Annotated in this window: 17 protein-coding genes; 10 read left to right on the top strand and 7 right to left on the bottom strand. The window is 68.4% G+C overall.

Going from position 1 to position 19,288, the window contains the following annotated elements:
• The first annotated feature begins 79 nt into the window (after positions 1-79).
• From ACYVF6_RS24810 to ACYVF6_RS24780, 7 genes are all read left to right on the top strand, one after another.
• Positions 80-1,996, top strand: coding sequence for an acetoacetate--CoA ligase (locus tag ACYVF6_RS24810; RefSeq protein ID WP_460524907.1), 1,917 nt, complete (start codon positions 80-82; stop codon positions 1,994-1,996).
• 195 nt (positions 1,997-2,191) lie between these two features.
• Positions 2,192-3,925, top strand: coding sequence for an ABC transporter family substrate-binding protein (locus ACYVF6_RS24805; protein ID WP_460524906.1), 1,734 nt, complete (start codon positions 2,192-2,194; stop codon positions 3,923-3,925).
• Positions 3,926-3,991: 66 nt separating this feature from the next.
• Positions 3,992-5,500 carry an ABC transporter permease gene (locus ACYVF6_RS24800; RefSeq protein WP_460524905.1) on the top strand — a complete coding sequence of 503 codons (1,509 nt, stop codon included), beginning with the start codon at positions 3,992-3,994 and terminating at the stop codon, positions 5,498-5,500.
• A gap of 12 nt (positions 5,501-5,512) precedes the next feature.
• Positions 5,513-6,514: an ABC transporter permease gene (locus ACYVF6_RS24795; RefSeq protein ID WP_460524904.1), complete on the top strand. Its 1,002-nt coding sequence runs from the start codon at positions 5,513-5,515 to the stop codon at positions 6,512-6,514.
• Positions 6,511-7,656, top strand: coding sequence for an ABC transporter ATP-binding protein (locus tag ACYVF6_RS24790; RefSeq protein WP_460524903.1), 1,146 nt, complete (start codon positions 6,511-6,513; stop codon positions 7,654-7,656). The genes ACYVF6_RS24795 and ACYVF6_RS24790 overlap by 4 nt, the downstream gene beginning before the upstream one ends.
• Positions 7,656-8,651 carry an ABC transporter ATP-binding protein gene (locus tag ACYVF6_RS24785; RefSeq protein WP_460524902.1) on the top strand — a complete coding sequence of 332 codons (996 nt, stop codon included), beginning with the start codon at positions 7,656-7,658 and terminating at the stop codon, positions 8,649-8,651. Before ACYVF6_RS24790 ends, ACYVF6_RS24785 begins: the two co-directional genes overlap by 1 nt.
• A 39-nt stretch (positions 8,652-8,690) precedes the next feature.
• Entirely contained in the window at positions 8,691-9,302 is a 612-nt protein-coding gene (locus tag ACYVF6_RS24780; protein ID WP_460524901.1) for a hypothetical protein, read from the top strand.
• On the opposite strand, the gene ACYVF6_RS24775 is transcribed toward ACYVF6_RS24780, so the two are convergent.
• Both ACYVF6_RS24775 and ACYVF6_RS24770 read right to left on the bottom strand, forming a co-directional pair.
• On the bottom strand, positions 9,274-10,119 hold the full coding sequence (locus tag ACYVF6_RS24775) for a 5'-3' exonuclease (protein WP_460524900.1): 846 nt from the start codon (positions 10,117-10,119) through the stop codon (positions 9,274-9,276). The two genes, ACYVF6_RS24780 and ACYVF6_RS24775, sit on opposite strands and share 29 nt — an antisense overlap.
• 39 nt (positions 10,120-10,158) lie before the next feature.
• Entirely contained in the window at positions 10,159-11,430 is a 1,272-nt protein-coding gene (locus tag ACYVF6_RS24770) for a SpoIID/LytB domain-containing protein (protein WP_460524899.1), read from the bottom strand.
• Positions 11,431-11,532: 102 nt separating this feature from the next.
• Between ACYVF6_RS24770 and ACYVF6_RS24765 the strand changes: the two genes are divergently transcribed.
• Positions 11,533-12,999, top strand: coding sequence for a M81 family metallopeptidase (locus tag ACYVF6_RS24765; RefSeq protein WP_460524898.1), 1,467 nt, complete (start codon positions 11,533-11,535; stop codon positions 12,997-12,999).
• Here the strand turns inward: ACYVF6_RS24765 and ACYVF6_RS24760 are convergent.
• Together ACYVF6_RS24760 and ACYVF6_RS24755 are read right to left on the bottom strand one after the other, a co-directional pair.
• Positions 12,959-14,242 (bottom strand): MFS transporter, encoded by a 1,284-nt coding sequence (locus tag ACYVF6_RS24760; protein ID WP_460524897.1) that lies wholly within the window; start codon positions 14,240-14,242, stop codon positions 12,959-12,961. The two genes, ACYVF6_RS24765 and ACYVF6_RS24760, sit on opposite strands and share 41 nt — an antisense overlap.
• Positions 14,243-14,286: 44 nt before the next feature.
• Complete coding sequence (locus ACYVF6_RS24755; RefSeq protein ID WP_460524896.1) at positions 14,287-15,033, bottom strand: TIGR03089 family protein; 747 nt, start codon at positions 15,031-15,033, stop codon at positions 14,287-14,289.
• 77 nt (positions 15,034-15,110) lie between these two features.
• Between ACYVF6_RS24755 and ACYVF6_RS24750 the strand changes: the two genes are divergently transcribed.
• A complete protein-coding gene (locus ACYVF6_RS24750) occupies positions 15,111-16,205 on the top strand; it encodes a mannose-1-phosphate guanylyltransferase (protein ID WP_460524895.1) in 1,095 nt (364 codons plus the stop codon).
• Positions 16,206-16,343: 138 nt separating this feature from the next.
• On the opposite strand, the gene ACYVF6_RS24745 is transcribed toward ACYVF6_RS24750, so the two are convergent.
• Entirely contained in the window at positions 16,344-17,060 is a 717-nt protein-coding gene (locus tag ACYVF6_RS24745) for a DUF3105 domain-containing protein (RefSeq protein ID WP_460524894.1), read from the bottom strand.
• A gap of 97 nt (positions 17,061-17,157) precedes the next feature.
• Between ACYVF6_RS24745 and ACYVF6_RS24740 the strand changes: the two genes are divergently transcribed.
• Positions 17,158-18,102, top strand: coding sequence for a DNA-3-methyladenine glycosylase family protein (locus tag ACYVF6_RS24740; protein WP_460524893.1), 945 nt, complete (start codon positions 17,158-17,160; stop codon positions 18,100-18,102).
• Positions 18,103-18,106: 4 nt separating this feature from the next.
• Here ACYVF6_RS24740 and ACYVF6_RS24735 read toward each other — a convergent pair whose 3' ends face one another.
• Together ACYVF6_RS24735 and ACYVF6_RS24730 are read right to left on the bottom strand one after the other, a co-directional pair.
• Positions 18,107-18,700 carry a hypothetical protein gene (locus ACYVF6_RS24735; RefSeq protein WP_460524892.1) on the bottom strand — a complete coding sequence of 198 codons (594 nt, stop codon included), beginning with the start codon at positions 18,698-18,700 and terminating at the stop codon, positions 18,107-18,109.
• The gene (locus ACYVF6_RS24730) at positions 18,697-19,260 is read right to left on the bottom strand and encodes an RNA polymerase sigma factor (RefSeq protein ID WP_460524891.1); all 564 of its coding nucleotides are present in this window, start codon (positions 19,258-19,260) and stop codon (positions 18,697-18,699) included. Before ACYVF6_RS24730 ends, ACYVF6_RS24735 begins: the two co-directional genes overlap by 4 nt.
• Between the last annotated feature and the right edge of the window lie 28 nt (positions 19,261-19,288).

Genomic DNA, 19,288 nt, shown 5'->3' with positions numbered 1-19,288 from the left:
AAGGTCGCACTGGAACCCAAGTCGGAGGCGCAGGTTGGGAGCCGAGGTCGGCGCAACGTTATGGTCGCCCCCCGATGATGTGCTGGACCGCGCCAGGATCGGCGACTATCTCTGGTGGCTCGAACACGAGCGGGGCAAGGTCTTTCGCGACTACGCCTCGCTGTGGCAGTGGTCGGTCGACGACCTGCCCGGCTTCTGGGGCAGCGTGTGGGACTACTACCGCATCGGCAGCAACTACGACTCCGTGCTCGCCTCCGACGCGATGCCCGGTGCGGTGTGGTTCCCGGGCGCCACGCTCAACTACGCCGAACGCCTGCTGCGGTCGGTGCCGCGCGAGAAGACCGTCGTGCTCAGCCGTTCGCAGACGCGTGAGCCGGTCGACCTGACCGGCGGCGACCTGCTCGACGCCGTGGCGAGAGCCCGCGCCGGCCTGCAACGGCTCGGCGTTGGCCGCGGCGACCGGGTGGCGGCCTACCTGCCCAACATCCCCGAAACGCTTGTGCTGCTGCTGGCCACGGCCAGCCTCGGCGCGATCTTCTCCTCGTGCGCGCCGGAGTTCGGCACGCGCAGCGTGGTCGACCGCTGGAGCCAGATCGAGCCCGTCGTGCTGGTCGCGGTCGACGGCTATCGCTACGGAAACAAGGACATCTCCCGGCTCGACGAGGTGGCCGAGATCCGCGGCGCGCTCCCGTCGGTACGCCACCTGGTCGGACTGCCTTACCTGCGCGCCGATGCGTACGACAGCGCGAGCGACGACACCTCGACCTGGCAGGACTTCCTGTCCGAGCGCACCGAGCTGACGTTCGAGCCGGTCCCGTTCGACCACCCGCTCTACGTCCTCTACTCCTCGGGCACCACCGGCCTGCCGAAGCCGATCGTCCACGGACACGGCGGAATCCTGCTCGAGCATGTCAAGACCCTGACGCTGCACATGGATCTCGGGCCGCGCGACCGCTTCTTCTGGTTCACCACGACCGGCTGGATGATGTGGAACTTCCTGGTCTCCGGCCTGGCCACCGGTGCGACGATCGTGCTGGTCGACGGCAATCCCGCCTACCCCGATCTCGGCTATCTCTGGCGGATCGCGCAGGAGTGCGGCATCACGTTCTTCGGCACCAGCGCGCCCTATGTCATGGCCTGCCACAAGGCCGGGCTGAACCCCTCGGAGTTCGCCGACCTCAGCCGCCTGCGCGCGATGGGCTCGACCGGCGCGCCGTTGCCGGCCGAAGGATTCGACTGGGTTTACCAGAACGTCCGCAAGGACGTTTTCCTGCAGTCGTTCTCCGGCGGCACCGACCTGTGCACGGGCTTCGTCGGCGGATCGCCGTGGCTGCCGGTCTACTCCGGCGAGCTGTCCTGCCGCTGCCTGGGCGCGGCCGTAGCCGCCTACGACAGCCACGGCCGCCCGGTCGTCGGCGAGCTCGGCGAGCTGGTGATCGAACGCCCCATGCCGTCGATGCCGATCGGCTTCTGGGGCGACCGCGACGGCTCGCGCTACCACGCCGCCTATTTCGAGGACTTTCCCGGCGTCTGGCGGCACGGCGACTGGATCGAGATCACCGAGCGTGGCAGTTGCCGCATCACGGGACGTTCCGACGCAACGCTCAACCGCGGCGGCATCCGGATGGGCACGGCGGAGTTCTACTCCACTGTCGAGGCGCTGCCGGAGATCGCCGACAGCCTCGTCATCCATCTGGACCAGACCGACGAGCTGCTGCTGTTCGTGGTGCTCGCACCCGGCGCCGAGCTCGACGACGAGTTGCGCGCGCGGATCGGCGGCGACCTGCGGGCCGCCTTGTCGCCACGGCATGTTCCGGACCTGATCGTCGTGGTTCCGGAAGTGCCGCGCACGCTTTCGGGAAAGAAGCTCGAAGTGCCGGTCAAGCGGATCCTCAATGGTTTACCGGTCGACCAGGCGGCCAGTACCGGCGCTCTGGTCAACGCCCAAGCTCTACAGGCGTTCGAGCGCTTCGCGAAGGAACACAAGAACACGTAACGTTCGTCCAGGTGGTTCAACGGTTGTCCGAATTGTCCGATCTTATGTTTCGATCGTTGCCAGCCGATCTCAGGTACGTAAAGATCTTGGCGTTGCCACTTGCGGGTTTGCCGGGCTGATGGTCCTCTTTGGTATCCAAAGAATCTTTTAGAGTCACTCCTGCTCGACTATCGGAGGAGGTCGGTTGTGCCAGCAATGCGACGAAGTAGCGGGAAGCTTCTGGCGATTCTGGCAGGGTGCGCCCTGACACTCGCTGCCTGCGGCGGACCTGGTGGTAGTGGTACGAGCCCGAAGTCCTCCGGTCCGGCGCAGCCGAAAGCCGTCACGATCACGCACACCACCGAGCAAGAGTTCGCGTCCTACAACCGGAACACCGCCGACGCGAACGCGCTGAAGAACTCCCTTGTGCTGCAGCGCGTGCTGACCGGCTTCTGGTACTTCGGTGCCGACGGCGAGCTCAAGCCCAATCCCGAGTTCGGCACGTACAAGAAGTCGTCCGACAATCCGCTGACCGTCGACTACACGATCAACGACAAGGCGGCGTGGTCGGACGGCAGCCCCATCGACTGCGACGACATCATGCTCTACTGGGCCGCCAGCGCCGGCAAGTACGGCTTCTCGACCTCCGGCGGCGAGGGCATCAACCACGTCAAGGTGCCCGAGTGCGCCGCGGGCGACAAGTCGTTCACGTTCGTCTACAACGAGCCGTTCGCCGACTGGGCTTCGGTCGGTCCCGGTGCCACCACGATGCTTCCCGCCCAGGTCGTGGAGAAGCAAAGTGGCCTGTCGGAGGCCGACCTGATCGCCGCCATCAAGGCGGGCGACAAGACCAAGCTCGCCAAGGCCGCCAAGTTCTACAACGAGGGCTGGGTGATGACGGGGAAGCTGCTCGGCGAAGACCTGATCCCGTCGTCCGGCCCGTACAAGCTGAGCAAGTGGGACAAGGGTCAGTCGATCACGCTGGTTCCCAACGAGAAGTACTGGGGCACGCCTCCCGCGTCCAAGACGATCGTGATCCGGTTCATCGCGCAGGACGAGCAGGTCCAGGCGCTGCAGAACCAGGAAGTCAACATCATCGAGCCGCAGCCCAACCCTGACCTGTTGCAGCAGATCGAGAGCGTGCAGGCCGTCAAGCACAAGGTCGGAACCCAGTTCACCTACGACCATCTCGACTTCAACCTGGTCAAAGGTCCGATGAAGGACAAGCGGATCCGCGAAGCGTTCGCCAAGTGCGTGCCGCGCAAGCTGATCGTCGACAACCTGATCAAGCCGATCCAGCCGGACGCCGAGCCGATGGACGTCCGCAACGTCGCTCCGTTCCTGCCGTACTACAAGAACGTCGTGCAGAAGAGCGGCGGTGCCGGCAAGTACACCACGCCCGACATCAACGGCGCCAAGGCGTTGCTGGCCCAGGCCGGGCAGCCCAACCCGACGGTGAACATCGGCTACATCGTGCCGAACCCGCGCCGCACCCAGGTGGTCGAGCTGATCACGGCCGAATGCGGCAAGGCCGGCTTCAAGATCGTCGACAAGGGCGAGGAGAACTTCTTCGACCCCGACGGCGGCTTGGCCAACCAGACGTTCGACGTGGCGCTGTTCGGCTGGTCCGGTTCGTCGCTGGTGAGCGGCTGGGCGTCGACGTTCAGGTCGCCGAAGGCCTGCACGCCGACCGAGAAGGGCAACAACAACGGCTGCTACTCCAACAAGAAGGTCGACGACCTGATCACCCAGATCAACAAGACCATCGACAAGGATGCGCAGATCCCGCTGATCGCCCAGGTGGAGAAGGCCCTCTGGGACGACCTGGTGACGATTCCGCTCTACTCCCAGCCACAACTGACGGCGTGGACGGACACGCTGAAGAACATCGAGCCCAACCCGTCCCAGGCGACCATCACCTGGAACATGGACAAGTGGTCGGCGCAATAGCGCGTTGACGCTGGACGTTGTGCCTCGGCGGTCCGCCGCCGGGGCACAACGGCAAGGAGGTGACCTGTGGCCGTCTTCATCGTGCGGAGGCTGATCGTCTCCGTCTTCGTCCTTCTGGCCGCGACCTTCATCATGTACGTACTGACGGCGCTGTCCGGCGACCCGTTGGCCGATCTTCGCGAGGACAACTCGCCCAACCGCGACCAGAAGATCGCCGACCGCGTCGAACGCATGCAACTGGACCTGCCGATCCCGGTGCGCTACCTGAGCTGGCTCGCCCACGTAGTGCGCGGCGATCTCGGCGTGACTCGTGAAGGGCAGCCTGTCTCGACGTTGCTCGGACAGGCGGTCAGCGCGACCCTGCAACTCGTCATCGCGGCGACCGTGCTGGCGATCGTGATCGGTGTCGTCATCGGCATCATCACGGCGCTGCGGCAGTACAGCGGATTCGACTACTCCGTGACGTTCTCCGCGTTCATCTTCTTCTCGCTGCCGGTGTTCTGGGTGTCGACGATGCTCAAGCAGTACGCCGCGATCCAGTTCAACAACTGGCTGCGAGACCCGGCGATCCCGACCACCGTGATCGTCGTGATCTCCGTGCTCGCGGGGCTGGTCTGGGGGTCGATCGCGTCCGGCGACATCCGCCGGCGGCTCACCACCGCCGCCATCGGGATGATGTCGACCGCACTCGTGCTCGCGTTCCTGTCGCAGACCCGGTGGTTCGCCAACCCTGGCTTGGGATTCGGCTTCATCCTCGCGGTGTCGATCGCCATTGCGCTCGGGTTCACCGTGCTGTTCGGCAGCCTGCGGCCAGGCGGTCCGATGTACGCGACGATCGCGGCCGCGGTGTTGGGCACGCTGAGCTATCTCGTCCTCAACCCCGTGCTCACCGACCCGAGCCTGCTCACGTTCGCCGGGCTGACCGCGGTCACCGTCGCCGTGTGCGCGGTGCTCGGCTTCGCGCTCGGCGGACTCCAACGCCGGCAGGCGATTCCGGCGGCGATCCTGACCGGTCTGTTCACCGGCGGGCTGATCTTCCTCGATCACCTGCTGCGGGCATTCCAGGAGTACACCGGTCTGGTGCTGGGCCGGCCGGTCTCGACGATCGGGTCACGCACCCCGAACTTCGAAGGCACGTTCTGGCAGACGACCTGGGACTCCGCCGGGCATCTCGTGCTTCCCACGCTGGCGCTGATCCTGATCTCGCTGGCGACGTTCTCCCGGTTCACCCGCGCGAGCATGCTCGAGGTGATGAACCAGGACTTCGTCCGTACCGCGAGGGCGAAGGGCCTGCCGGAACGTACGGTCATCACGCGGCACGTGTTCCGCAACGGGCTGATCCCGATCACCACGCTGGTCGCACTGGACTTCGGTGGTGTGATCGGGGGTGCTGTCATCACCGAGCGGGTCTTCGGCTGGCGGGGCATGGGCGCTCTGTTCGCCGAAGGGCTGCGAAACGTCGACCCGGGGCCGGTGATGGGCTTCTTCCTGGTCGCCGGCGCCTCAGTCGTGATCTTCAACATGATCGCCGACATCACCTATGCGTACCTCGATCCGCGTATCCGGTTGTCCTGAGGAGGAGGTCCGATGACGCTGCCGATTCAGGATGTGCCGAGCGCCCAGCCGCCGGGGCCGAGCTCGGCCGAACGCGCGCAGGGCATGGCGATCGTCGCGCGCACGCAGGCGGAGATGATCCGCCGCCGGTTCTTCCGGCACCGGGCCGCGCTGGCGGGCATGATCATGCTGGCCGGCGTCATCGTGCTCGCGTTCAGCTCGATCGGCATCGGGCCGATACCCGGATGGTGGGACAAGTCCTACTTCGATGTCGCACAGGTCGTCGACCGGGGCCGGCCGACGCTCAGCCTCATACCGTCGTTCCTGGGCGGCGACGGCTTCCACCTCGGCGCGCACCCGTTCGGTCAGGACAACGTGGGCAAGGACTACTTCGCACTGACCATGCGCGGTGCCCAGCAGTCGTTGTTCATCGCGTTCACGGTCGGCATCGTCTCCACGCTCGTGGGCACGATCATCGGTGCGGTCGCGGGATACTTCCGGCGCCGCACCGAGGCCGTCCTCATGCGGTTCACCGACGTGATGATCGCCATTCCCACGCTGGTGATCGCCGCCGTCGTGGGGCAGATGGTCGGTGACTTCGGCATCTTTCCGATCGGCGTGCTGCTCGGCCTGGTGATCTGGCCGCGAACGGCTCGCCTGGTGCGCGGTGAGGTGCTGTCGCTTCGAGAGAAGGAGTTCGTGGACGCGGCCCGGGCGATCGGCGCGCCGGCCAGGCGCATCATCTTCCGGCACATCATGCCCAACACCGTCGGCGTGATCGTCGTGTCGACGACACTGACGATCGCCGCGGCCGTTCTGCTGGAGACCGCGATCTCCTTCCTGGGCTTCGGGGTGCAGCCACCGGACACCTCGCTCGGGCAGCTCATCAGCGTCTACCGGAGTGCCATGCTGACCAGGCCGTGGCTTTTCTGGTGGCCCGGGATGTTCATCATCGTGATCGCGTTGTCGGTGAACTTCATCGGCGACGGTTTGCGCGACGCCTTCGACCCCCGACAGACCAGGATCCGCGAATGACCAGCGACTGGGTGGCCGGCGGCGAACGCCAGCCGGAAGTACTCGACCTCGGGTCGGGAGAGGTGCGATCGGCAGAAGAGGCCCACGTGGCGACGACCCTGTCCGATGTACGTCCGCCCGGCGAGGACGAGGTCCTGCGAGTGGAGAACCTCACCGTCGACTTCCCCACAGAGGACGGCATCGTCCGCGCCGTTCGCGGCATCTCGTACCAAGTGCGTGAGCGCGAAGTGCTCGGCATCGTGGGCGAGTCCGGTTGTGGGAAGTCGGTCTCGTCGATGGCCGTGATGGGGTTGCTACCCAAGAACGCGCGGATTCGAGGACAGATTCTCTACCGTGGCGACGACGTGCTGACCATGTCAGCGCGGCAGCGGCGCGGCCTGCGGGGCCAGAAGCTAGCGATGGTGTTCCAGGATCCGATGACCGCGCTGAACCCCGTGCACACGATCGGCGACCAGCTGGCCGAGGCCGTACTCGCGCACCAGTTGGTGCCGCGTAAGCAGGCGATGGCCCGGGCCGGGGAAATGCTCGACCTGGTGGGGATTCCGCAGGCGACCGCGCGGCTGCGCAGCTATCCGCACGAGTTCTCCGGTGGCATGCGGCAACGCGCGATGATCGCGATGGCCGTCATCAACAACCCGGACATCATCATCGCCGACGAGCCCACGACCGCGCTCGACGTGACCGTACAGGCGCAGATCCTGGAGAAGTTGCTGGAGGTCAAGGATGCCGTCGGCGCGGCGATCGTGCTGATCACCCACGACCTCGGCGTGATCGCCGGGATGGCGCACCGGGTGATGGTGATGTACGCCGGGCGGGCTGTCGAAGTCGGTGCGACCGATCCGGTGTTCTACCGGCCCCGGATGCCTTACACCGCAGGGCTGCTGGGCTCGATACCGTCGCTCGACCTGGCTGGTGAGCGGTTGCGCCCGATCAAGGGCGCGCCGCCGTCGCTGATCAACCTGCCGGCGGGATGCCCGTTCTCGCCGCGTTGCCCGCTGGCCGACGACGTGTGCGCCGCGACCGAACCGCCGCTGGACGACACAGACGAGGTTGATCACTCCGCGGCCTGCCACCACTGGGACAAGCTGGCCGGCGCCGAGGACCCCACGGCGTTCTTCAGAGTGAAAAGCGAGAGTGCGTGATGGCTCTGCTCGAGGTCGAAGACCTGGTGATGAACTTCCCCGTACGCGGCTCGGGGCTACTGAGACGCGTCGTCGGCCAGGTGCAGGCGGTGAGCGGCGTGTCGTTGCGAGTCGACAAGAGCGAAACGCTGGGCCTGGTGGGAGAGTCCGGCTGCGGGAAGTCGACGACCGGCCGGGCCATCCTGCAGCTGCACAAGCCGACGTCCGGTTCGGTCCGCTTCGAGGGCCAGGAGCTCACCACGTTGTCGCCCGCGCAGCTCAAGCCGGTGCGGCGCGACGTGCAGGTGGTGTTCCAGGACCCCTACGCCTCGCTCAACCCCAAGCTCCCGGTCAACGACATCATCGCCGAGCCGTTGAAGGTCCACAAACAGTGGGCCGATGGCGGGCGCGCGCGGGTCGCCGAGCTGCTGCGGCTGGTCGGGCTGAACCCCGAGCACGGGAACCGCTACCCGCACGAGTTCTCCGGTGGTCAGCGGCAGCGGATCGGCATCGCGCGAGCGCTGGCGTTGCGACCGAAGCTGATGGTGCTCGACGAGCCGGTGTCGGCGCTTGACGTGTCGGTGCAGGCGGGTGTCGTCAACCTGCTGGAGGATCTGCAGGACGAACTCGAGGTCGCGTACATCTTCATCGCGCACGACCTGTCGGTGGTCCGCCACATCTGCGATCGAGTCGCGGTGATGTATCTCGGCAAGATCGTCGAGACGGGTGTACGCGACGACGTCTACGACCGGCCGGCGCATCCGTACACGCAGGCGCTGCTCTCAGCGGCGCCGGCGCCCGACCCGGAGACCGAACGCCGGCGCGAGCGGATCGTCCTCGCAGGCGATGTGCCGAGCCCGCTGGACCCGCCGAGCGGGTGCCGGTTCCGGACCAGGTGCTGGAAGGCACAGGACGTGTGTGCGAAGGAGGAGCCGCAGCTCGTGGACCGGGGCAACGGCCACCCGGTCGCGTGCCATTTCGCCGAGGTGACCCTGCCGGTGGCCGCGGCCGGTTAGTCTTCGCAGATCGTGCGGGCTTATGGGGCGGGAGGCCGAGTGGAGATCGCGCTGTCGTTCGTCGGTGTGTTCGTGGGTGCGTTCCTGGCGATCGGGCTGGAGAACTGGCGCGAACGCAGGGTGATCCGGCGCTGGGTGCGCGAGCACTTGGAGCACCTGATGGGGTTCATCGGGCTGGAACGGCCGGGCGCGGACGAGGTGCAGAGCACGTTCCAGGCGATCGACCGGGCGCTGGACAGCTGGGCAACGACCACGGAGCCGCTGGACGAGGGCACGTGGGAGCTGCTGAACTACACCGTCACGGCGAATCCGATCGACTTCACGCACCTGTTGCGTTCGGAGGCCGTGGCCGTGCTCCCGCGGTCGTTGAGCAACGCCATCGCAGACGTGGAGTACTGGTCGGGCATGCTCGGCATGACCTCGAGCCGGCTCCGGGAGGCGTTCGACGCCTATGTGCTGCCGTTGTGGTTCGAGCGGCGCGTGCCGTTGACCGAGGCGGACCGGCGGAGGCTGCGGTTCTACCAGGAGGAGTTGCGCGACCTGCTGGAGAAGGAGATGCACGCGACCGAGGCGATCGACCGGATGGTCGAGGAGTATCGCGCGTTCGCGGGCGGTCGTTCGGTCACCAAAGGCACAGCTCCTCGAGAATGACCGCGGCCAGCGGGAGCTCGGGCATGCTCTGCCCGGTGAGGTCATGCGGTGGTCGGAGGTCGCCGCGCATCTCGACCAGGCCCCGCCAGCGTTCGACGTCGGGCCAGCTGTCGAGCACGGTCTGCCCCGTCTTGCCGGTGAGCCGGCCCGAGCCGGGCAGTTCGGCCAGCGGTAGTCCGCCCGCGAGATAGCGGGCCGCGCGGATCGGGCCCACGCCGCGGACGCCTGGCAGGTTGTCGCTCGGATCGCCGACCAGGGCGGCACGGTCGCACCACTGCGCCGGTAGCAGGCCGAAGCGCTGCTCCACCTCGTGCGGCCCGATCAGCCGGTGCTCGGCGGCCCGGCCGGTGTCGAGCAGCCACACCCGGTCGTCGAGCAGCTGGAAGAAGTCCTTGTCGCGGCTGAAGATGTAGACCTCGCGGCCGTCGGCACCGGCCTGGTCGGCGTAGGTCGCGATCAGGTCGTCGGCCTCCTCGTCGTCGAGCAGCGCGTGCGGCACGCCGAACGCGTCGAGGCCGCGCTGGACGTGCGGCAGGCCGAGGATCGGCGTCAGGTCGGCACCTGACCGGTTGGCCTTGTAGGCCGGGTCGACGGCGATCCGCCTGGCCGCACCGCCCTCGCCGTCGAAGCACACGACGACCTCGGGCTCGGACGAGACGTTCTCGCGGATGCCCTTGCGTAACAAGGCGAAGAAGCCGAACACACCGGTCACGTCGCGCGTCTTGTCGCGGCTCAGGATCCTCGCCGGGAAGCCGAACTCCGAACGCCACAAGAGGTTGTTGCCGTCGACGAGCACGAGCGGCGGTTGGTCAGCCATGCTCCGGCACGCTAGCGGCGACCACCGACACTGCCCGCGCTAGCGGATCTTGAACCAGGCCGACTTGACGCCCAGCGCGTTGCGTACGCCGTCCTCGCCCCGCACGACCTTGGTCTTCTTCGTGCCGACGATGCGCAGCTCGGTGACCCGCCCGCCCCAGTCGCCGTGGCCGGTGCGCTTGCCGACGCGGATCTCCTTGAGCTTGCCGATCGACGGGTAGCGCTTCTCCAGCCGGCTGACGGTCACCGAGCCGGACCAGTTGTGGTTGGGGTCCTTGCGCGGGTCCCAGCCGTCCTTGCGAGCAGGCAGGTACGGCACCTGGCCTGAGGCCGTCCAGCCGCCGTTGGACGAGCCGAACTCCGTGAGCGCGATCGCCTTGCTGTGTACGAGCACCTTGCCGCGCGTGGCGTTGATCGCCTTGGACGTACGGCCGGCCTCGTAGACCGTGGCGACCTTCCACTTCGAGGTGAACTTCACCCAGCCCGGATAGGCCTGCGAGGCCGTGGTGTCGTAGACGTCGAAGTAGCGTCCACTGTTGTTGCGCGCCGATCGCGCCGCGTAGCTTCGGGCGGCGACCGCCTGCGCCTGCAACGCCGACGGCGGCCACCACGACGGCGACTCCGCCGGTACCACCGAGCGGAGGTACTTGTCGTACGACACGATGTTGATCGCCCGCAGCTTGCCGCCCTTCAGCACGACGCGGATCGCACCCCGGTACGCCCGCCGGGCCGCCGAGCCGCCGGACGCGCGCCGCTCCACCCCGATCGTGTCGTCGGGAGGGATGAACGAGATCCGGCCGCTGCCGAGCACCTGGCTCGGCTTGATCCGGGTGTGCCACCTGCCGCAGGCGTAGCCGTCGAGCCTGAGGTCCGACGAGCCCGACTTCGACACCCGCCACATGCTGTAGGGGCAGCCCTTGAACGTACTCGGCAACGTGGCGTGCCGCAGCGCGCCGTTCTGGTACGTCCACCAGACCTGCAGGCCGCGCTCGGGCCGGATGCGGACGGGCGAGCCGTTGTGGGACAGCCGGACGCGGATGGTGGCGTCGGGCAGGCCGGACAGCTTCGTGCCCGGATAGTAGAACTTCAGGATCTCCCGATAGCCGGCGCCGGTCCTGGCTGCGGCGTACGCGCCGTACTGCGACATACCCCGGCCGTGGCCCCAGCCGTGGCCGGCGAGCTGGTACTTCCCACCGGCCGGCCTGGCCGCGACCTCGAACCCTGGCTGGTCAGCAGGCGCTCCGGCCGCCGCCGCGGGTGCGGAGAAGAAGAGCAGGAGCGCGCAGATCAAGAACACCGTCATCCCTCGCATGCGCGCACCTATACCCAGATTGGACTGACGTCCGATCCTCTGCCCGCAGACAAATATCGGGCTGACGTCCACTCTGCTCATTTGTCGCGTCAAGATGGTGTGATGGTCCGACTTGCCGCCCTGGGTTTGATGCACGAGGCGAACACGTTCGCGCCGAGCCGGGTCGATCTGGCGGCGTTCGAGAGCGACGGCATCCTGCGCGGACAGCAGATCGTCGACCGGCATGTCAACGCGCGCACGACGATGGCCGGCTTCCTGGCGGCCGCCGGACGGGACGACAACCCGGTGGAGGTGGTGCCGCTGCTGTTCACCACGGTGACGCCCGCCGGCCCGATCACCGCGGATGCCCTGCGTACGTTGGCCGATCAGCTGGTCGCCGCGCTGGCCGAGGGCGGACCCTGGGACGGTGTGCTGGCCGCGCTGCACGGTGCCGCGGTCGCCGAGGAGTGCGACGATGTCGACGGTTATCTGCTGGAGCGGTTTCGTTCGGTGGTCGGGGAGGGTACGCCGATCGGTGCGGCGCTCGACCTGCACGCGAACATCAGCCCACGGATGGCCGAGCACGCGGACCTGCTTGTCACCTACCGCACCAACCCACACGTCGATGCGAAGGAACGCGCGTACGAGGTCGCCCAGCTGGTGGCCGCCGCCGCGCGGCGGGAGGTCGTGCCGGCACAGGCGCTCGTACACGTGCCTGCCGTCATCGACATCCTGCGCCAGAACACGGACGCCTCACCGATGCGCGAGATCCTGGCCGCGCTCGATCGCACGCTGGCCTTGCCCGGTGTGCTCACGGCCTCGGTGGCCGAGGGCTATCCGTACGCCGACGTACCCGAGCTCGGCATGAGCGTCGTCGTGGTGGCCGACGGCGACGCCGGCCTGGCGCAGCGGGAGGCGGACCTGCTGGCCAAGGAGATCCTGTCCCGGCGGGCCGAGCTCACCGGCCGCGCGGTGCCCGTGCCAGAAGCGATCCGGCGGGCAGGGGACGCCGAGCCCGGGGCCGGTCCGGTGCTACTGCTCGACGTCGGCGACAACATCGGTGCCGGCGCGCCCGGTGACTCGGTCGTGCTCCTGGACGCGGCACGTCACCTGGGCTTGCGGGAGCTGCTGTGCATCATCGACGACGCCGACGCGGTGGAGCGTTGCTGGCGGGCCGGCGTGAGTGGCCGGGTCGAGCTGCGGATCGGTGCGCGTACCGATCCGTCGGTGGGCCCGCCGCTCGAAACGGCCGGCACCGTACGTGGGCTGTCGCTCGGCCGGTACGAGGACAGCGGGGCGACCCACGCGGGGCAGCGGCACTTCGACAGCGGACGGACCGCCGTGGTGTCGCTCGACGAGGGGCAGACAGTCGTCCTCACCAGCCGGGTCGTGATGCCGTCGGCGCTGGCGCAGGTGACGTCGCTCGGCCTCGACCCGTTGTCGTTCCGCGCGATCGTGGCCAAGGGCGTGCACTCGCCGCTGGCGGCGTACGGTCCGATCGCGCGGGAGGTGCTGTTCGTCGACACGCCGGGCGTGACCAGTGCCGACCTCAGGCGCTTTCCGTACCGGAAGGCTCGGTTGCCGGAGTGAGCTCGATGCCGCGCGTCTCTGGCAGCAGCAACGCGGCGACCGCCATCACCGCGTAGGCCGCGCCGGCGAAGATCGCGATCGCCAGGCCGATCGAGAGCGCGTCGCCCAGGACGCCCACCAGGAACGGGAACAGCGCACCGATGCCGCGGCCGAAGTTGTACGCGAAGCCCTGCCCGGATCCGCGCAGCGCGGTGGGGAACTGCTCGGTGAACAACGCGCCGAGCCCGCTGAAGTACGCCGAGCCGAAGAAGCCCAACGGGAAGCTCAGGACGGTGAACAGCGCGGTGGGGAGGTCGGCCGTCGTGAACGGGATGACCACGGCGAACGCGCCGGCCGCGCAGACCACGATCGCCCAGCGCCTTCCGAGCCGGTCGGTGAGCCAGGCGCCGAACAGGTAACCGGCGAAGGCACCGGCGATCACCAGGCCCAGCGTGCCGCCGAGGCCGAGCAGGTTCAGGTTGCGTTCCGTGCTGAGGAAGTTCGGCAGCCAGGTCGTCAGCGCGTAGTAGCCGCCCTGGGCGCCGACAGCCACGAGCGCGCACAGCGCGGTGATCCGCAGCCGCGCCGGCGCGAAGATGGCCAGGAAGTTCTCCCTCGGCCGGTCCGCCCGGAAGACCTCGGGCTCCTGCACGAAACGCCGGACGTAGAACACCAGCAGCGCGGGCAGGACGCCGAGGATGAACAGGACCCGCCACGACCAGTCGTCGCTGAACAGCTGGTCGGTCACCAGGAACAGCAGGACGGCGACGCCCCAGCCGATCGCCCAACCGGACTGCACGGTGCCGACGGCGCGGCCGCGGTAGCTCGCGCGGACGGTCTCGCCCATCAGGATCGCGCCGGCGGCCCACTCACCGCCGAAGCCGAACCCCATCAGCGCGCGGAAGATCGTCAGCTGGGTGGCGTCCTGGGCCAGACCGCAGAGCAGGGTGAAGACCGAGAACCAGACGACGGTGATCTGGAGCATCCGCGCGCGGCCTACCCGGTCGGACAGCACGCCGGTCAGCCAGCCGCCGACGGCGGAGCACAACAGTGTGACGGTCGCGATCCGGCCGGCCTCTGCTCTGTCGGCGAGGAACCCGAGGCTGACCAGGCCGGTGATGACAAGGCTGAAGATCTGGACGTCCATCGCGTCGACGGCCCAGCCGCCGAAGCAGCCCCAGAACGTTCGGCGTTCTCGTGGCGAGAGCCGCCGGAACCACAGCTCCTCGCGCGTACGGTTTGTGCCGGTCTGGTCGGCGCTCATTCTCGGGTTCTACTCGAACCCCGTAGCAAGATCAACCCGTTGGGTCAGGTGAGAAAGGTGTGGGTGGCCTTCTCGTCGCGGGCGTGCTGGTCGACCAGGTCGGGGTCGGGATTGCGGACGAGCACGACCGAGCCGTTGCGGGCCAGTGGTGCGAGCAGGGCGTCGAGGTAGCCCTTGGGGCCGACGGGGTTGGCGTCGGTGAGGATGCGGGCGCCCTCGCCGAGGCCGAGCTCGGTTGCCCGTTCCAGCGCGGTGCTCACCAGCTGCATGCCGTCAAGGAGCTCGTCGCCGCGGCCGAGCAGGGGTTGTTCGGGGTCGGTGGAGCCGAGTGAGGAGAAGACGTCGCCGAACGTCAGTACCTCGGCGCCGTAGTCGATCACGCCCTCGGGCAGCGGCTCGGTGAACGGGCCGCCGAGCGGCCGCAGCGACAGCGCCACCACCTCGTGTGCGCCCACCGCGCTGGCGGCGTCGATGGTGTCCGGCCCGGTGACGATCACGGCCGCGTCGGCGGTGGCGTCGAGGTCGACGATCAGGCCGGCCGACCAGGCGGCGAGCATCCAGACCGCGCCCTGCCAGTGGGACGGCAGCATGATCGCGACTCGCTCGCCGGGGTCGACGTCCAGCCCGTCCTGCAGCAGGTTGGCGGTCTTCGCGACCCAGTTCTCGAACGTCTTGACCGACAGCTCGATCCGTTCGCCGGTCGCGTCGTCGTAGAACGTGTAGAGCGGACGGCCCGGGTCGTCGCGCAACGCGGCCGCCAGCAGCTTGGTCGGGGTTTGAAGACTCGCCACGGTCCGCAGCCTATCCACGGTGCCAATGCGGTGACCCAGCCGAGGACCGTCACCAAAATCACGTAGGGTCGGTGCACATGCGGTACGCGGTGATCAACGCCGGCGGCTCCGGGACCCGGCTGTGGCCGCTGTCCCGGGCTACCCGACCCAAGCAACTGCTGTCGGTTCGCGACGGTAAGAGCCTGCTCCGGCTGGCCTTCGAACGGCTGGTCGGGCTGGTGCCCGCCGAGCGCATCTACGTCTGCACAGGCACCGCCTACCTCGACACGGTGGCAGAGCACCTGCCGGAGCTGCCGGCCGGCAACCTGCTCGGCGAGCCCGCCGGCCGCGACACCGCGAACGCGTTCGGTCTCGCCGCCGCCGTGCTGGGCGCACGCGACCCGGAGGCCGTGCTGGCGTTCGTCACGTCCGACCACGTGATCGAGCCGCTGTCGAAGTTCCAGGAGGGCCTGCGGCTCGGCTTCGAGACCGTGGAGGCCGACCCGCACGCGGTGGTGACGTTCGGCATCCCGCCGACCTCGCCACACACCGGGCTGGGCTACGTCGAGCGCGGCACGGCACTCCCTGATGCGCCGGACGTCTTCACCGTCTCCGCGTTCAAGGAGAAGCCCGACGCCGAGACGGCGGAGAAGTACGTCGAGTCGGGGCGTTACCTGTGGAACTCCGGCATGTTCGTCTGGCGCGCCGACACCCTGCTCGGCGAGCTGCGGCAACACCTGCCGGAGTCGTACGAAGGTATGCGCCGGATCGCGGCCGCGTGGGACACACCGTCGCGGGACGAGGTGCTGGCGTCGACCTACGAGGGCTTCCGCAAGATCAGCATCGACTACGCCGTGATGGAGCCCGCCGCCCGTGGCGAGGGCGAGGCGCACGTGCGGGTGGTGCCGATGAGCGTCGACTGGCTGGACGTCGGTTCGTGGCCGAACCTCGCGCGGACGCTGGAGGCCGACCAGGCGCGTAACGCCTGCAACGCGATCACGGTGATGGTCGACTCCGAGGGCAACATCGTGGTGAGCGACGATCCGGACCATCTGGTGGCCACGCTCGGCCTGCACGACACGATCGTCGTCCACACCCGCGACGTGACGATGGTGTGCCCGAAGGGCATGGCCGAACGGGTGAAGGATCTCGCGGCGCGGGTCCAGCACACCCACGGCAACCGCTACGCCTGACGTCACCCACCACCGATGCCCGCCCGCCGCGAATGACCACGTTAACCACGCAATTGGCTGGTTAACCACGCCCCGGGGCGTGGCGAAGGTCCTACTGGCGTGGCCAACGTGGTCGTTCGCAAACAGGCGCGGAGCCCTCTAGGCCGCGTTGGGCTCGGGGGAGTCCTTCTGCGGGAACTTCTTCATGAACTGCTCGATCGCCTCGCCGCTGACCTTGCTGGCGAACACCCGCCGCCCTGCTTCGTTGGTCCAGCGTGTGAACGCCACGTGCTTGCCCTTCGGGAACGAGCCGCCGTCGGCCTTCAGCCACGGAGCCACGATGAACTTCTTGGAGTTGTCGGGCGTCGTGTGGTTGAACTTCTGCGCGAGCTGCTTCAGCTGGTCCAACTGCTCGCTGTCCTTGGCGAGCGTCTCGTCGTACCAGACGATGGTGTAGCCGTGCTCCAGGTTGTGTACCAGCGTCTCGACGGCCGGCCGGTCTTCCTTGGTGTAGAACGTGCGGTCGAACGAGGCCGGGGTGTCCCAGTGCGGGCCCGACGAGGCCGGCACGGTGGAGTACTTGATCTTCGTGCCGGTTTCCTTGTGGTCGGAGTTGCCGCTCGCCTTGTCCTTGGTGGGCGCGGTCACGCCGGCCTGGGCAGCGGGGACGCCGAACGCCGACATCGGCTTGCGCGCCGGGTCGTCGATCCAGTTCTTGATCGGGACGAACGCCGCGGCGCCGACGATCAGCACGCCAACCAGGCTGAAGCCACCGATGATCAGGATCGTCCGGCGGCGTTCGGTCGCCTGCTGCTCCCGGCGCATCTGCTCCAGGCGCTCACGCCTGGACGGCTCGGTCTTGGTGCGTTTGGCCACGGGTTTCCTGCCCCTCGAGTCCTCGTGTTCGGCTTGTCACATGTGCTGGGCCAGGGGAGGAGTCTACGGAACGAAACTCATAGCCGACACTGGTTCGGTGCTCGACGTTCCCGGCCGTACCCGCTCGCTCGCTTTCGAGGCGCCGATCGACCCCGGCTCGACGCTTTCCGGACTGCGCCGGGGCGGTGGCGACCCGACGTTCCGGCTTGCCGCCGACGGTGCGATCTGGCGCGGTGTCCGGACCCCCGCGGGCCCGGCGACCATGCGGATCACGGCCCGGCCCCGCGAACGTACGGTGGCGGCGCAGGCCTGGGGCGTGGGCGCGGAGTGGGTGCTGGAGCAGCTGCCCGGCATGGTCGGCGGCGAGGACGACCCGAGCGGGTTCGAGCCCGGGCTGCCGCTGCTCGAGCGCGCCCGGCAGCGATACGCCGGCTGGCGGGTCTGTCGTACCGGCCTGGTCATGGAGGCGCTGATCCCCGCGATCCTCGAACAAAAGGTCACGGCGACCGAGGCCTGGCGCTCGTTCCGCGAGCTGACCTGGCGCTTCGGCGAGCGCGCGCCCGGCGGTAAGGACCTGCCGGTGAAGCTGTGGGTGATGCCGGAGCCGTCGAGGCTCGCGGCGCTGCCGGTCTGGGAGTGGCACAAGGCCGGCGTCGGGCCGGAGCGCCGGAACACGCTGATCCGTGCGTGCACTGTCGCGGGCCGGCTGGAGGAGACCATCTCGTTCGCGCCCGCGGAGGCCGAGCGCCGGCTGCGGTCGATCCCGGGCATCGGCGTCTGGACGGCGGCGGAGGTACGCCAGCGCGCCCACGGCGACCCGGACGCGGTTTCGGTCGGTGACTTCAACCTGCCGAAGCTGATCGGCCACGCCCTCGCCGGCGAACGCTGGGACGACGAGACGATGCTCGCGGCACTGGAGCGCTGGCGCGGGCATCGTTATCGCGTCACCCGGCTGCTGGAGATGGCGGCGTTCGGCGGGATGGTGTCGGCACCACCCCGCCGAGGCCCGCGCTATGCGCCGCGGGAGTACCGCGGCATGTGACAGGTCACCGGGTGAGCCGGTCATCCGGGGTCGGGTCGCAGGGGGGTACCTCCGCCCCGGAGCCGGCGACCTGGATCGAGGGCACCGACCGGATGCCTCTCTCGGCTTCCGGCACATCGTTGCCGAGCCGCACGTCGAAGACCCGGGTCTCGATGACCAGCGTGTCTTCGGGCCGAAGCGTGTCGCGCCTGAACCAGAAGCTGAGCGTGTCACCGTCGCCGTCGAACCAGATGACTGTCTCGTGCTCGTTCGGGTGGTCGAGGAACCACTGGTTTCGGCCGCACGACATGCCGGCCGGTGGATAGTCGACAACCGCGCTGACTCCCATGGACTCGAGTTTGCGTTCGAGCCCTTCGGCGTCGCGGTAGTCGAGGATCGTCACGTGGATCCGATCGCCGGTCTGTGTGACCGCCCAGGCCGGCGAGGTCCTGTCGGCCACAAGCACCGGCGCGGCGATGCCGATCGCGGCTGTGGCCGCGACCGCTCCGGCCAGGGCCAGCCGTGGCCGCCAGTGCCGTCGCGTCACCGGTTCGGCCGCGCGTTCCGTGACGACCTGCTTGAGCTGGCCGAGCAGCTTGTCCTCGAAGGTTCCGTTCATGACAGGGTCTCCGCTTCCTCGGTACGGGCGCCGGCGACGAAGGGGGTACGCAGCTTCCGGCGGGCGCGGTGCAGCCGGACGCGGGCGGCGACCGGCGTGATCCGGAGCGCCTGTGCGGCTTCGGACACCGTGAGGCCTTCGAGCGCGGTCAGCTCCAGCACAGCTCGTTCGCTGTCGGGCAGCTGGTCCATTGCTTGATAGAGCTGCCTCGCCCGGGCCTCGGCGTCGATGCGTTCCTCCAACCGGGCCAGATCGTCGGCCTCGAGCAGCCGCCGGCCGGAGAGCCGGCTCGTCGCGCGCAACTCACGTGCCTGCCTCCGGCGTTCGGCCGCGACGACGTTGTGCGCAACGCCGTACAGCCAGCCCGCCGGACTGCCCCGGCTCGGCCGGTACGTCGCCGCCGAGTCGATCGCCGCCAGGAACACGTCGGCCGTGAGATCCGCCGCGAGGTACGGGTCGTCGACCCGCCTCGCGACGAACCGCTGGATCGCTTCGATGTGCTTGCGATAGAACGCTTCGAACGCCTCCGGATCGGAGCCGATCCGCCGTGGATCTTCCACCGCCACCCCCTTCGTCGCCGTCTTCTTG

It is taken from the genome of Flindersiella endophytica, assembly GCF_054779015.1.
This window is presented reverse-complemented; position numbering and strand designations above follow the sequence as displayed.

Excerpts from the sequence above, each read along its gene's own strand:
- ACYVF6_RS24805 (WP_460524906.1), top strand. The coding sequence starts at position 2,192 with ATGCGACGAAGTAGCGGGAAGCTTCTGGCGATTCTGGCAGGGTGCGCC.
- ACYVF6_RS24795 (WP_460524904.1), top strand. The coding sequence starts at position 5,513 with ATGACGCTGCCGATTCAGGATGTGCCGAGCGCCCAGCCGCCGGGGCCG.
- ACYVF6_RS24790 (WP_460524903.1), top strand. The coding sequence starts at position 6,511 with ATGACCAGCGACTGGGTGGCCGGCGGCGAACGCCAGCCGGAAGTACTC.
- ACYVF6_RS24785 (WP_460524902.1), top strand. The coding sequence starts at position 7,656 with ATGGCTCTGCTCGAGGTCGAAGACCTGGTGATGAACTTCCCCGTACGC.
- ACYVF6_RS24775 (WP_460524900.1), bottom strand. The coding sequence starts at position 10,119 with ATGGCTGACCAACCGCCGCTCGTGCTCGTCGACGGCAACAACCTCTTG.
- ACYVF6_RS24770 (WP_460524899.1), bottom strand. The coding sequence starts at position 11,430 with ATGCGAGGGATGACGGTGTTCTTGATCTGCGCGCTCCTGCTCTTCTTC.
- ACYVF6_RS24765 (WP_460524898.1), top strand. The coding sequence starts at position 11,533 with ATGGTCCGACTTGCCGCCCTGGGTTTGATGCACGAGGCGAACACGTTC.
- ACYVF6_RS24760 (WP_460524897.1), bottom strand. The coding sequence starts at position 14,242 with ATGAGCGCCGACCAGACCGGCACAAACCGTACGCGCGAGGAGCTGTGG.
- ACYVF6_RS24750 (WP_460524895.1), top strand. The coding sequence starts at position 15,111 with ATGCGGTACGCGGTGATCAACGCCGGCGGCTCCGGGACCCGGCTGTGG.
- ACYVF6_RS24735 (WP_460524892.1), bottom strand. The coding sequence starts at position 18,700 with ATGAACGGAACCTTCGAGGACAAGCTGCTCGGCCAGCTCAAGCAGGTC.